The organism is Shewanella sp. 125m-7 (genome assembly GCF_052977045.1).
This window is the reverse complement of record NZ_JBRILQ010000010.1, coordinates 105,636-120,012: the sequence shown is the minus strand read 5'-3', so window position 1 is coordinate 120,012 and position 14,377 is coordinate 105,636. Positions and strand designations below refer to the sequence as shown.

At 43.1% G+C, this 14,377-nt stretch carries 11 protein-coding genes and 1 rRNA gene; 5 read left to right on the top strand and 7 right to left on the bottom strand.

The window, feature by feature from the left end:
• Positions 1-68 (bottom strand): 16S ribosomal RNA (locus tag ACVBIL_RS07130); the annotation flags it as partial.
• Positions 69-1,089: 1,021 nt separating this feature from the next.
• Entirely contained in the window at positions 1,090-1,650 is a 561-nt protein-coding gene (gene gmhB, locus ACVBIL_RS07125) for a D-glycero-beta-D-manno-heptose 1,7-bisphosphate 7-phosphatase (protein WP_447166286.1), read from the bottom strand.
• A gap of 182 nt (positions 1,651-1,832) precedes the next feature.
• On the opposite strand from gmhB, the gene ACVBIL_RS07120 reads away from it, so the two are divergent.
• Positions 1,833-3,137 carry an aminopeptidase P N-terminal domain-containing protein gene (locus ACVBIL_RS07120; protein WP_447166285.1) on the top strand — a complete coding sequence of 435 codons (1,305 nt, stop codon included), beginning with the start codon at positions 1,833-1,835 and terminating at the stop codon, positions 3,135-3,137.
• Positions 3,138-3,775: 638 nt separating this feature from the next.
• Here ACVBIL_RS07120 and ACVBIL_RS07115 read toward each other — a convergent pair.
• The 3 genes from ACVBIL_RS07115 to ACVBIL_RS07105 all read right to left on the bottom strand — a co-directional run bounded on the left by ACVBIL_RS07115 (position 3,776) and on the right by ACVBIL_RS07105 (position 7,417).
• Complete coding sequence (locus ACVBIL_RS07115; RefSeq protein ID WP_447166284.1) at positions 3,776-4,321, bottom strand: DUF3016 domain-containing protein; 546 nt, start codon at positions 4,319-4,321, stop codon at positions 3,776-3,778.
• Between the two features lie 281 nt (positions 4,322-4,602).
• Positions 4,603-5,826 (bottom strand): FAD-dependent oxidoreductase, encoded by a 1,224-nt coding sequence (locus tag ACVBIL_RS07110; protein WP_447166283.1) that lies wholly within the window; start codon positions 5,824-5,826, stop codon positions 4,603-4,605.
• 64 nt (positions 5,827-5,890) lie between these two features.
• The gene (locus tag ACVBIL_RS07105) at positions 5,891-7,417 is read right to left on the bottom strand and encodes a phytoene desaturase family protein (RefSeq protein ID WP_447166282.1); all 1,527 of its coding nucleotides are present in this window, start codon (positions 7,415-7,417) and stop codon (positions 5,891-5,893) included.
• A gap of 203 nt (positions 7,418-7,620) precedes the next feature.
• Between ACVBIL_RS07105 and ACVBIL_RS07100 the strand changes: the two genes are divergently transcribed.
• Positions 7,621-7,854, top strand: a complete 234-nt coding sequence (locus tag ACVBIL_RS07100; RefSeq protein ID WP_447166281.1) for a hypothetical protein — start codon at positions 7,621-7,623, stop codon at positions 7,852-7,854.
• Between the two features lie 207 nt (positions 7,855-8,061).
• Here ACVBIL_RS07100 and ACVBIL_RS07095 read toward each other — a convergent pair whose 3' ends face one another.
• Both ACVBIL_RS07095 and ACVBIL_RS07090 read right to left on the bottom strand, forming a co-directional pair.
• Positions 8,062-9,399 (bottom strand): NAD(P)/FAD-dependent oxidoreductase, encoded by a 1,338-nt coding sequence (locus ACVBIL_RS07095; protein ID WP_447166280.1) that lies wholly within the window; start codon positions 9,397-9,399, stop codon positions 8,062-8,064.
• Between the two features lie 66 nt (positions 9,400-9,465).
• On the bottom strand, positions 9,466-10,506 hold the full coding sequence (locus ACVBIL_RS07090) for a proline racemase family protein (RefSeq protein WP_447166279.1): 1,041 nt from the start codon (positions 10,504-10,506) through the stop codon (positions 9,466-9,468).
• Positions 10,507-10,684: 178 nt separating this feature from the next.
• Between ACVBIL_RS07090 and ACVBIL_RS07085 the strand changes: the two genes are divergently transcribed.
• The 3 genes from ACVBIL_RS07085 (at position 10,685) to ACVBIL_RS07075 (ending at position 14,327) form a co-directional block, all read left to right on the top strand.
• Positions 10,685-11,599: a dihydrodipicolinate synthase family protein gene (locus ACVBIL_RS07085; protein WP_447166278.1), complete on the top strand. Its 915-nt coding sequence runs from the start codon at positions 10,685-10,687 to the stop codon at positions 11,597-11,599.
• Between the two features lie 118 nt (positions 11,600-11,717).
• Positions 11,718-12,719 carry a 4-hydroxyproline epimerase gene (locus ACVBIL_RS07080; protein ID WP_447166277.1) on the top strand — a complete coding sequence of 334 codons (1,002 nt, stop codon included), beginning with the start codon at positions 11,718-11,720 and terminating at the stop codon, positions 12,717-12,719.
• A 42-nt stretch (positions 12,720-12,761) separates the two neighbouring features.
• A complete protein-coding gene (locus ACVBIL_RS07075) occupies positions 12,762-14,327 on the top strand; it encodes an aldehyde dehydrogenase (NADP(+)) (protein WP_447166276.1) in 1,566 nt (521 codons plus the stop codon).
• The last annotated feature ends 50 nt before the right edge of the window (positions 14,328-14,377 follow it).

Sequence of the window (14,377 nt, the reverse complement as noted above, 5' to 3'; positions counted from 1 at the left end):
CGCTCGACTTGCATGTGTTAGGCCTGCCGCCAGCGTTCAATCTGAGCCATGATCAAACTCTTCAATTAAAGTTTTTTGCGTCATCCACCTTACAAGTAAGGCTAAATCAGCGGCTCAACGAATTCTGTGATTTGCTTCCACTTCGAAAAAGTGAAACCAAACTTTTTTCATATTGCTATGAACACTCATTCATTAAGTCAATTTTGATTGTCTCGTGAGAGACAATTTCGAATAACTTAATCTCTGCGAGTGCCCACACAGATTTGCTTGTCATATTGTTAAAGAGCGTGCCAATTCTATTAAGGCAAAAGCCTTTCAAATGGCGCCTTAGACGCTTAGGTCGTTTGGCTGAGGAGGCGTATTCTACACTCTCCAGTGTCGGCGTCAAGCGCTTATTTTAAGAAGTTTTTCAAGCGATGATTCTTTATACACTCTCGTGTTAACAACCATCAAACGAAGCTCTTAAAGCGTTTGTCACCTGAATCAAATCTCCTAAGAGTTTTAACTCTAACCCTTTATAAAAAGAGCTAACCGATACTGCTGCAAGTCCCGTTCTATCTAGCTTTTGCTAAGAGCGAATGGCCTGCTGTGCCGTGTCAGTGGATGCGCATTATAGGGAGATTTGAGATCAGCGCAAGAGGGTTTATTAATTAAATTAGAATAACTGAATCAAGCGCATAGTTATCAAACGATACGTTGTTTTATGCAGCATAAAAGGTGGTTCCACGTGCATTTTACTGATTAAACCTAAGCGGAGTCTGCTATCGACAGTTTAAAAGTATCGATTTTTATGGTTTGCGTTTGATCATATTTGCATGCTAAATACGAAAATGCCCCAGAGTAGGATACATGGGGCATTTCATTGTCGAAGCGACTATAGAGCAGTGGCCTACATTTCTCTATCTTATGTTTTCAATAGGCAGAGCACGATACTCTACTTAATACCCCTGAGCCTAAGTAGCTAACTTATACTTATCTATAGACAGTCGATATCATTAACTATCAGGCTAAGTTTAAGCCTACCCTAGCGCTTTCATGCTGTTTATCTAAGCCTTAGCCTAGAATTTAAGTTTAAGCCTGCAAAGCCCACTATCTTGCAATGTTAGTCGCGAGGTACGCTGGCACGTCAGCAATTGAATCAAGTACAACCGTTGCAGCAGCAATGGCTTCATCTGTAACCGACTTACCTGTTCTGACCAAAATACGAGTAGGAATACCTGCAGCCTCTGCCGCCAACATATCATCGCGCTTATCACCAACCATCACTGACTGCGACAGGTCGATTTTCAAAAATTGTGCGGCTGAGTTTAGCATGCCAGGTTTGGGCTTGCGGCAATCACAATCAATTTTGTATTCACCGATACCTTTTTCAGCATGATGCGGACAATAGTAGATCCCATCAAGCTCAACACCTTTATCGACAAAGTTCCAATCCATCCATTCAGTTAAGGAGTGAAATTGATCTTCGGTATACATTCCACGAGCAATACCTGACTGGTTGGTAACGACTGCAAGTAGATAGCCCATATCTTTAAGAGATGCGCATGCTTCAAACACACCGTCTATATATTCAAAATCGTCAACCTGGTGTACATAACCATGGTCTAGATTGATAACGCCATCTCTGTCTAAAAATACCGCTCGATTCACAATACATTCTCTCTAATATGCAATAGCTATTATTATTTCACTCATTACAACAAAATGCACCGTGAACTTGCGTTAAAGCATCGAATATCGTGTAATGGATAAAATATACAACAACTGTTTTACTTATTTATATTCAGCTAAAACCTAACTAGCTACGCAACTATAGTGATGGAAATAATAAGATGTCTACTATCTATGACCAAAGACGCAAACAACTGCTGCAGCAATTACCCAATAACAGCTTAGTCCTTTTAGTTGGCTACCAACAAAAGGTACGTAGCAAAAACATAAAATATCATTTTAGGCAAGATAATGATTTTCTCTACTTAACTGGATTTAATGAGCCAGATGCAATCGCGCTGCTAATTAAACGCCCAGTCAATGAGTACCTCTTATTCTGTCGCCCAAAAGATCCTTCACAAGAAGTAAGCTTTGGCGCCCGTGCTGGCGCTGAAGGTGCGGTAACACTTCATGGCGCAGATAAGGGTTTTGCGGTTACTGAGTTCGAACAAACCTTGTTACCTCTGCTACAAGGAATAGAGAATATTTATATCAGTGATGAGTTAGGTCGCTTCTCAACAGAGCTGGTTAACTGGTCAAATTATCATAGACACCACTGCTCATTTGATACGCCGAAGCTATTCACCACTATCAAGCCGTTAGCCGAAGTATTACATTCAAAGCGTGTGATAAAAACCGACGACGAGCTAGCTAAAATCCGCTCAGCAGTCAGTGCATCCACTGCGGGCCATAAAGCGGTAATGCAAGCATGCCAGCCTGGAGTCAATGAGCGCGAGCTGTCTTCGTTATTTGATTTCACCATCGCCAAATATGGCTGTAACGACGTCGCCTACCCAAATATCGTTGCGGGAGGAAATAATGCTTGCTGCCTACATTATGAAGAAAACTGCTGCGAACTTGTTGACGGTCATGTATTACTTATCGACGCTGGCGGCGAGTTTGAACATTATGCTGCTGATATCACCCGCAGTTACCCAGTAAATGGTAAGTTCACTCTGGAACAAAGAAACATCTATCAATTGGTGCTCAATGCGTTAGATCAAGCGATTGAATCAGTTCGCCCGGGCACACCTTGGAGTTGTCTCTACGAAACCTGTATGCAAGTCATGGCTCGCGGACTTAAAGAGCTTGGTCTTTTAACGGGTTCTATCGACGAAATTATGGCAACAGAAAGCTATAAACGTTTCACCGTTCATAAGACGGGTCATTGGCTTGGCATGGATGTGCATGATGTGGGGCCTTACCACGATAGTATCGGCAATTGGCGCACATTAGAAACGGGGATGGTGTTTACCATCGAGCCTGGGATCTATATTCCAAACGATGCCCTTGATGTGCCAGAGTCTTATCGCGGCATGGGGATCCGTATCGAAGACGATATTTTAGTGACCAATGATGGATTTGAAAACTTGTCCGCAGATGTGCCACGGACAGTTAAAGAAATCGAATCCTTTATGGCTAAATAAATAGACCAAAAATCATGGGAAGCTTTATCACAATAATTATAGCGATTATCCACAGACAGCTATATATATTCATAGGCTAGGTTGTTCCCCCCTAACGCGGCTAGTAAAATTAGCCGCTTACTCCCCCACATACTTTAGCCACTCCTAATACCTTAAGTATTAACGTTTAAATGGCATTTTTGAAGGGAATTTAAAACGCATTAAAACACCTAAAAAAACCTCCTAGGCGACTCGATGCAAACTAATCTGAAATCGGCATAACGAGTGTCTCATTATGCGTAAGTTTTACTCTAAAAAGAACAGAACCTTACTGGCATCACACTTTATTTATGTTGTTAATGTTCAGCTTAGGGTTGAAATTATTGTCTCTATCAAGGCGAGCTCTCTAGTCATAGCGCTATGACTAGAGAAATCAACATAGATCGGGGCGATAAGAGCGGTGTTAAGTGGCGCTGCTTAACCCGAGTTCAAGTTAACTAGATTATGCTTGTCCGAATAGGGATTTACTTTAACTCTAGGAAGGGTTGAGGTGATAGCTGTTAGAATTGGCTGAGGCTGAAATAGAGATAACGCAAGGCTGAGTCAACAGTCTTTAAAAGATTGTTAAGCAGACTCCTGCGTTACATCGATTATAACCGTTACTGAGTGAAATCAGACTTCATACTCTTCTTAAACCAATCGGTTAATAAATCTCTCTCGTAAGGAAAAGGGTCATTAGTGATCGGTTGGATCCCAAATAGGAATCCCATATTATCCAATTTCTCAGTACCTGATTTTATCACTTTACCATTTTGGCTTAAGGTGTATTCAAAACTGATTTTTGGTGGGTATAGCTCGGTGACTACGCGAACATCCTCAGCTGCTGTGGCACCAAAAGTAGGCTGCACATCACCGGCTAAATCGACATTAGTAACGATTAAATCAAGCTGTTGATCTTTTGCCAAATGTTCGTTGGTAAGTCTACCTAGTTCATCTGTTAGCTGTGTAAAGAGGTATTGCTCAAATTTTGACTGCAGGCCAATAGTTGCTTCGATATCACTGTATTTATTGATATCTTGCCATAAAACATTGAGGTTACCATCATTAGTCATAATATTGAGAGGAACCTCAGGCTCTTCTGTTTTCGCACAACCACTCAAGATTAATGTTGTAGTAATAGTTATCAGTAAAAGTATTTTTTTCATGTCGGCTCCATTTATTTCAAACCATATTATTTATAACTCAATTTTTTAACATTGCGAGTTTTTTTTACAATTCAATTAATCAATTGATACCTAACACCTTTAAAGACTTCAGTTCCCCTAATGATGATTCACTCTCTAAAACACTAAACGGTAGATGTTTCAAAGGTCATTATTTACCTCTCACCAATTAAGAATTGGTCAAAGACTATCTTCTGCCAGTATAGATAGGTAAAAAACCAATAATCGGGCTTAGACACATTAACACTGAGCTACTGAGCTTTTTATGACAGTTTTTCAACAAGCGCTGCGACCTTCTGTGCAGAAATAACGGCACCTTCATGCAGACCGTCATACAGATAAGCTCCGACATAATAGCTATGGTTACTGCCATTATTGTCGATAATATCGTGGCGATAATAAAATGCTTCGACGCTATAAAGTGGCGTATGGTGCTCAAAAGTTTGAATGACATTTTCTTTGGCTATTAAACAATCAATATTATAGCCCAAACTGTATCGCTGCTCTGTTGGCAAGTCACAAATACGATTTAAGTTTGCGTTATAGCCCCAGCCTGCTTGAGTCTGAAAAAAATCAAACTCCGAAGGATGAGATATACCATAACGCTGGTAAACCAAAGAGTCTGTGTGCAGAACAGTTGTAGCTGCATTCTTTTTCCAAGGGGAAAACCTCTCGATTTCAGTGGCTGTAGGGTCGGATATCAGCGTCAAAACCTGATCTGGCGGAACGGCTAAGATTAGCTTATCAAAATGCTCCTCGATATTATCACCCCATTTAAGAGTCACCCCACTATCAGATCGCCTTATTGAAGTTATATTGGCATTTAGGCGTACACTACCATTTAGTTGCTGTTCAATTTTCTCGATATAGCTGTAGACCCCTCCATCAATACGTTTCCAGTCAGCCCAAAAGTAGCGCCTAAAAATAGTAAATGCCAATTCTGCAGGAACCTTGACAATCGCTTTGTAGGGCATTGAAAAACAATACATAGTAAACAGCTTTAACCAGGTATTTTTAATCTTATGTTGACCCACATAATCCGCCAAAGGCTTACCTCTTAGCGTTGAAGCTGGTTTAAGGTATACCTGCAGCAATAACCAATTTGCTGAGAGGTAAACAAAAGCCAGTTTAACGAACTCGACTAAAAGACCAGCACCCTTTATATTTCCGGTGATCACAGAGGGGGAAAGAAAACGTTTCTGATTACGTTTAAATAGGGCCGAGCCCACTTTTAAAGGCTTAAGTTCAACACCGAGTTCTTGCATTAGTGAGCGGAAATGCTTGAAGTTACTAGAAAACTCAACCACCCCACCTTCAAGAGTGATCTTTGGATCGATCCCCGCTATTTTTACATTCTTATTAACGGTGCGAATATGACCACCTAATATAGGCTGCTTCTCAAACACGGTGACAGTATGCCCTAGCTTACTCAGATAGTAGGCCGTCACCATCCCACTGGCACCACCACCGATAATCGCAAACTTCATTGCGTCCTCCCGACTCTCATTCTACTGAACAGGTATGGGGATCATTTAATGATTCAATCAGTAATTAAATACGCTCTCCACTGAGCTTTTGATACAAGTTTGCACCGGTCCAGAATGTCCCAGCAAATCCCGCATAACCGGATGAAGCATTACAGAAATAGAGATCTTGCAACGAGCTGTTCTCGGTTAATCTCCACAAGTTAAAATAAGCAGGTGTCATCGCCGAACCATAGGAGTTCCCCTCAGGACACCAGCAAAAGTTTTCATTAGTCGTCGGACTACCGGTATTTTTATACGCTAAGTAGTCTCTAAAATCTGCAATATAATGCTTTTCAACCGTATCGATTATGGCGTCAAATATCTCTCGTTTTTTGTTTCGATATGCTCTGGGATCACTTTGTTTTAACGCTTTAAAGTATTGGTAGTCAGCAACCGTTAAAAACTCTATAACCTGCTGTCCTTCAGGCCTATCAGAACAGTCATGGGTCAAAAAACCTGGGGTAGAAATTGCAAAACTCGGAGCCGAATAATCGTGCTGGTAATACATGGTATCAAAAGCGGTATTAAGATCTTGATGACTGGTGTGGAAGATATTCCACTTACCAAAACCATAGTCTTCTAACTTGATATCTTTGACCACACAGTAGGCCATAAAATTTGAAGGGGAGTAGGCATAATCTAACTGTTTTCTGAGCCTAAAAGAGAACTTTTCTATACCGATTAAATGAGCCGCTTTTTTAGGATCCATATTACAAATAGTGCGCTTACCTTGATAGCGGCTCACTTCCTCGCTGACAAGGTTTCTTGCTTCAACCCCGATAACCCGATTACTTTCGACGATAAATTTCTCCACTTGAGTCTGATAGATAATCTGCCCACCATTGGCAGTAATCGTATCGACTAACGAATTGATGACATGTTCGAAATGATGTGTCGGGTAGTAGGCTCCCCTCTGATATCCGGTAAATAGTAGAACCCAGGCACAAAATGAAAGCTGATTAGGCGGCAGTAAAAAATCAGGCCACTGAAGTGCCAGTAGTGTTTGCGCCTCTAGCGGTAAATGGTGTTTATCAAAGACCTGTTGCAGGGTAAACCTTATGTTTCTACATGCGGTTACCGTTTCTCTTAAATTTGCGAATATATTCTTATAGCGTTCGTCGCCTGATAGCACTGCTAAACCATCGGCCGTTCGTCTTACTTCATCGATAAAAGCCGTGCATTGTGTCCCATGGGCAGGAAAAAGGGATTTAAGTCTTTTAAGCAGTTGCTCTGTATCATAGGGGATATCCAACTGGTATCCCGGCATTCTCATATGATCGAAGCCTTGAGGATCAAATGATTCAAAAGTGACCTGTTTATCCAATTGTAGTTTTTTTAGTACCTTGTTAACCGTCTCCCCCTCCCCGCAGTTCCAAACATAATGCAGCTGTGCATTAAATCTATAATGCTTGCCAATTGGGAAGGTATGACCAAAACCACCAGGGTATTGATGCGCCTCTAACATCAGTACTTTACTTCCCGACTTTGCACTGAGAGCACCAAAAACTAACGCAGATAAACCACTACCAAGGATCAAATAATCCGCATCCATTATCCACTCCACTTGTATCGTGAGGGTAAAGTATCTTAAACAGCCTTATTGATTGTAGTGCGCGGTTGACTCGCCAGCAAATAAGCCAATCGCGATAAACAAGTACTGGCAACTCATCTGTGCGACTTACACTACACCAGCATCGATGTGATAGGTTAATCATATCAATGACCCTAGATCATAGCCTATGCTTAAGGAATATCATGGATAATACGGAAAACGTGGAAATGATAAAGTCCCAAGCAGTCATGCTTAAAATTACAAAAGTAGTCGAAACAGAATGTCATCAAGACGCCTGCGCACTACTGAACGAGGGATTTGTTTTACTGGGGATAAATACCAACGTATTTGAAGACAGTGAAAATCGCTTTGTGTACTCGCTTGGCTTTCCAAAACCTGCAGATAAACTCAGTGATTGGGCTAGATCAAACTTTTAAGAGTCCAATCATCTTTGTACTGTGAAAATCAGCAGGAATACTGCAAAGATAAATCCATCCAGTACTTCAACAACAGAAACATTGTAAATGAAGTTAGGCTCAACTCCATTTACAACCACAGATGCTGATATTTAAATCGCCTGCTTAGTTAACTTCCAGCCACTCTATTACTTAACGATAAGCTGTTAGCTCTAAAGATAGGCCAACCTAGTTAAACCTATCGATTCGATAGGGACTTAAGTCGATATTAGCTTGCTGACCTAGCACCTCTTGAGTCAACAGTTTAGCCGTTAACGCCGACCAGGTAAGACCTAAATGTTGATGGCCGAAAGAGAAAAACACATTGGCGTGGGTTTGACTACGACCTAATACCGGTAGGCTATCAGGCATAGACGGCCTAAAGCCCATCCAGCGTTCTCCATCATTAACTGAGGCATCGGCAAATAAATCTGGCAATAATGCCTTACCATGGGGAAATAAACAGTCAGCCCTAGCATCGACTAATGGCGCTTTTAAACCGCCAAACTCCACCGTTCCGGCTAATCGCGTGCCATCGAGCATAGGCGTTATAATGAACTTACGGTTATAAGATGCCACGGGCCGAGATAAGCTACTTTTTTGTGGCATCATTAAATGATAACCACGCTCAGTTTCCAGCGGCACAGAATAACCTAATTGCTTAACAAAAGGCTTTGACCAAGCACCAGATGCTATCACCAACCTGTCAGTATTCTCGCTAGCACCAGAGCCCATATCCAGCTTGATGCTCGAGCTGGTATTCACCGTGTTGATTTTAACAACCTCTTCTGTGCGTAGCTTGCCACCTAACGCTTTAAATTTGGCTTCAAACGCTTGGCATAAACGGAAAGGATCGCTTGTGTGACCGACATGGGTAAAATACAAACCATGGGTGATCTTGTTACTCAGTGATGGCTCCAGCGCCCTAACTTGATCCCCATAGAGTAGTTGCACTTCTACACCCGCATCAGCATAAGCTCGAAACTCCTTTTGAACTTCCTCTATCGCTGTGGCTTCAAAAACCAATAAGCTACCATTGAAAACCAATAAGTCTTCACAGCCACAAAACTTAGCAAGCGATTTCATTGCCGCTATTGAATCTTGATTAAGCGCCTTGATTGCACGGCTATTTCTAGCTCTACGTGATGGCAACATATTGTGTAAAAAGCGCATAAACCAAGGTAAGGCTTTAAAAAAGTACTTAGGCTGAATACGAAATGGCCCTAGGGGATCCATTAACATTCCAGGCAACTTTGGCAGCATGGCAGGATCGGCTAGTGGGAATACCTGCTCAGTGGCAAAATGCCCTGCATTGCCCTTAGACGCCCCGGCACCCGTCCCCTCTTTATCTATAACCGTGACATTAAACCCTTCTCGTTGCAGCTCAATCGCTGCAGATAAGCCCACGATTCCTGCACCAATGATAGTGAGATCACCAGGTTGGCTATGATTTTGATTGTGACTGTGCTGATTTAGACTCTGGTTTTGATCCAGGCCCAGCTCTGAACCTTGACTACTGCTGTTCATTTATATCTCTCCAATCTCGTTCTCCATTTACTGTTGTAACCGCTATTTAACCCAATCTCAGGTTATTTAACGCAACATAAAGCCATCTTGGAAGACGTCATCAGGGTCAATAAAGAACTGATGTTTCCCTGTGATAAATGAGCGGCCTGACACTTCTGGGATCACCGCTTGCTTGCCATAAAATTCGGATGTTGCAGCGGCACTAACAATCATTCTGCCATCAACAATACTCTCAATCATCAGCGGTGTATTTAGCTCGACCTCACCTTTTGCGTGCAACAAGGCAATACGACCCGCCACACCAGTGCCGGTCGGCGAACGGTCGACTTCACCGTCAGCAAAAATGCACACATGACGAGAATGAGCCTCAGGGTTTGTTACCTTTTTAGAGGTAAACATGGTGCCATACAAAAAGCTTAGGTCTTCTTCTAATGGGTGCGTTAATACGTGAGTCGCCATAACGGCATGCTTAATACGACGCCCGATATCGATTAATTGAGCGACGTTATCTTGACCACAGCTGATCCCATGTTCATCAGCATCGACATACGCATAGTAAGCCCCACCAAAACCAATATCGTATTTTACCTCACCAAAACCATCAACATTCACGCTGCAATCCAACGCGTCCGCCCAAGAGTCCACATTTTTAAAACTCGCGTGAATTTTACCCGCTTGGTCGCGATAGGCTTTTGCCGTGATTAATCCTGCTGGCGCATCTATTTTTATAACTCTAGACGAGTCCGTTAATTCAATCGTTCCGGTTTCACACATGACTTTAACCAAAGCCAAGATGCCATGACCACACATGCTGCTATAGCCTTCGTTGTGCAAGAATAGTACGCCAAAATCAGCATTTTCAGTCACGGCTTCCGTAATAAGTGCACCATACATATCCGCATGACCTCGTGGTTCATGCATTAGCAACTTACGGTAAGTATCTAAATGCTGTTGCACGTATTGGCGCTTTTCTAAGATTGTATCGCCCTTAATCTCTGGGTAACCAGAAACGATTATCCTTAACGGCTCACCTTCTGTGTGTGCATCTATAGTGACAAAGTCTTTGAAACTACTCGCCAATTCTGCGTTTATTGTGATCGACTGCATTTTTTTATTGCTCCCGCATTAACATTTGGATATTGTATACAATAATTCTTGTGGTTTTAGTAGCACTTTCTCAGATACATACCCTAAACAAAAGGGTTTCAATTTGAAAACATGCGTATACAATATACCAATCTATGCATAACTCCAAACGCTACACTGCAGTAAATAGAGGCTTAGTATGAAGGTAAATTGGCAAGGTGTTTTTCCAGCAATATCAACACAGTTTAATGAAGATGGTTCAATCAATTACGAGTCAAATTCTCGTATGTTGGAAGACTTAATCAGAGATGGTATTGACGGAATTATTGCTTTAGGCACAATTGGAGAGAACGCCTCTCTTAGCTCAGAAGAAAAGCGTGAGTTCATCAAGCACACTGTTGAAACTGTAAAAGGTCGTATTCTTGTTTTATCAGGTTGTACTGAAAACACTGCAGAAGTCGCATCTTTATATGCACAAGATGTAGAAAAGCTAGGTGTTGATGGCCTGATGCTACTTCCTGCTATGGTATATCACGGCACTGACCGTGAAGTGGTAACTCATTACCAAACCGTTGCTCGTTCAACTAAATTACCTATCATGATCTACAACAACCCTGTTGGTTACGGTATTGACATCGATCTTGAAATGACAGCGATTCTTGCAGAAGAAGAGAACATCGTTGCAATCAAAGAGTCAACCACTGATACGCGCCGCCTAACAGAGCTGCAAACCCGTTTCGGTGATCGTTTCAACATTCTATGTGGTGTTGACGATATCGCACTTGAAAGCCTATTCCTTGGTGCAACGGGCTGGATTTCGGGCCTAACAAACGTATTCCCACGCGAATCAGTCACCCTTTATAAGCTAGCACGCGCAGGCCGTATTGAAGAAGCACGTGAAATCTATCGCTGGTTCATGCCACTGCTGCGTTTAGACACCATCCCAACACTTGTACAGTGCATCAAGTTTGCCGAGCAAATTGTCGGTCGCGGTAGCGAGAACGTTCGTCTTCCACGAATGACACTCATCGGTGAAGAGCGTGCATACGTTGAGCAAGTTATTGCTAAAGCACTTGAAACTAGAATCGACTTAGACAAGTACAACCTCGACTAATAAAAGTCGGTTCCGTAAAAGCCAGCCGTTTAATGCAAGTTAAACGGCTGACTTTGCTCACTTTATCAATAACGAAAACAATAATGAAAACAACAATGATTACAATGGAGTATTTTACATGCTGAAAGGCACTTTTTTTTGTGTAGATGCCCACACTTGTGGCAACCCAGTTAGACTTGTCACCAGCGGCCACCCTCACCTGCTTGGCGACACCATGAGCGAAAAACGCCAACATTTCCTTCGAGAATATGATTGGATCCGTAAGGCATTGATGTTTGAGCCACGTGGCCACGATATGATGTCAGGCGCCTTTCTTTATCCTCCCTGTTCTGACAATGCTGATGCTTCAATCCTATTTATCGAGACCAGTGGCTGCTTACCTATGTGCGGGCACGGTACTATTGGCACCATCACCGCTGGAATAGAATCAGGTTTGCTTACCGGTAAAACCCCCGGCCAACTCATCATTGACGTACCAGCGGGTCAAATCAAAATCGACTACCAGCAAACAGGTGAAAAAGTCGACTGGGTAAAAATCTATAATGTTGCTGCTTACTTAGCCCATCGAGACCAAATCCTTGATGTTCCAGGGCTAGGCACATTAAAAGTTGATGTGTCTTACGGTGGTAATTACTACGTTATTGTTGACCCACAAGAAAACTTCCCCGGACTTCGTCATTGGAGCGCGGGTGACATTTTAAAGTGGAGTCCGATTGTAAGAGAAGCAGCTCAACAGCAACTGACCTGTGTTCACCCAGACGATCCAACGGTGAGTGGCGTAAGTCACGTACTTTGGACTGGTGACACGATAAGTGAGGGGTCCAACGGCGCCAATGCCGTTTTCTATGGCGACAAAGCCATCGACCGTTCACCTTGTGGAACAGGCACCAGTGCACGTCTTGCACAACTTTATACCAAAGGCTTATTAAACGTGGGCGATGAATACACCCACGAAAGCATTATCGGCAGCCAATTTGTTGGTCGTATCGAAGCCGAAACTAGGGTCGGCGAACACAAAGCAATAATGCCGAGCATAAAGGGTTGGGCGCGAATTATTGGGCAAAATGCCATCACAGTTGATGACAGCGATCCATACGCGTTCGGCTTTCAAGTCATCTAACCATACGAATTTCTAAATGAGCTTTAAAACTCAGGAGTAAACATGACAGATTTAAACAAAGTTGCCATCTCTGGCCAGCATTTTGTAAACGGTGCTTGGACTAACCAAGAAACTGAATTTAGCAGTACGAATCCTGTTACCAACGAAGCGCTAGTTTGGCGCTTTGCCAACGCTAGCAAAAGCATTGTTGAAAACGCAGCCACCGCCGCCAAGCAAGCATTTGTTCAATATCGCAGCTTAGCGCCAACGCGTCGTGCCGAATTTTTAGACGCGATTGCCGATGAAATACAAGCCGATATTGCAGCGATTACTGAAACAGCCCATTTAGAGACGGGGTTACCAATGGCACGCCTTCAAGGCGAAACAGGCCGTACTTGTGGCCAATTACGACTATTTGCTGGCAACCTAAGAAATCCAATTGATAGTCGCTATGTGGATTTAGCCAACCCAGAAAGACAACCACTGCCTAAACCCGATACCAGACTTACAACTTTGCCACTTGGCCCAGTTGCTGTATTTGGCGCATCGAACTTCCCACTAGCCTTCTCTACTGCTGGCGGCGATACAGCATCGGCACTCGCAGCAGGTTGTAGTGTGGTCGTAAAAGGTCACCCGGCTCACGCAGCGACAAGTGAACTGGTAAGCCGTGCAATAGAGCGCGCCGCTGTTAAGTGCGATATGCCAAAAGGTGTTTTTAACTTGGTTCAAGGTGTCACGCCAGAAGTATCGACCCAGCTAGTAACAGCCACTGAGATTAAAGCCGTTGGTTTTACAGGATCACTAAAGGTTGGCCGTATTTTGTCAGACCTTTGCGCCGCGCGCCCAGAGCCGATCCCATTTTATGGCGAGCTAGGTTCAACTAATCCACAGTTTATTTTGGCGAATATCCTAGAAGAGCAAGCAGAAAGCTTAGCCTCGACTCAAGTGCAATCAATGCTTATGGGACACGGTCAATTTTGTACTAGCCCTGGCGTGATTGTAGCGATTAAAGGTGACGCGTTAAATCGTTATACGGCGACGCTCGCACAAGACGTTGCTTCTCAAAGCGCGGCAAGCATGCTGACTGCAGGTATTGCTAGCACTTATCAAGCACAGATTGACGCCTTGTTAACTAACCCAAAAGTTGAACTCATTGCTCAAGGTGAGTCTTCACCTGCCAATCACTTTACCCGCCCTACAGCGTTAAAAGTGACGGCTGCAGACTTTATAGCTTCAAGAGCGATCCAACAGGAAGTGTTTGGTCCTTGCGCAGTACTGGTTGAGTGTGACGATTGTGCACAAATGCAAGTTATTGCAGAGCAACTCGAAGGCCAGCTAACAGCAACGGTTCACGGCTTAGTGTCAGAGTTTGCCGATAACAAAACGTTAATTGAAGCCATTGCATTCAACGTAGGCCGCTTAATTTTCAATCAAATGCCAACGGGTGTTGAGGTTTGTCACTCCATGAATCATGGCGGTCCATACCCAGCAAGCACTGACAGCCGAACCACCTCTGTTGGTTCTGCGGCCATGGCGCGTTTTGAGCGACCTATTTGCTATCAAAATATGCCAGAAGCTTTACTGCCTACTCGCATAACTGAAGGCGAAACAGGCGTCATCACCTTCTAGAAATGTCAAAAATATGGAAGGGAAACCATCGGTTCCCCTTTCATTATATT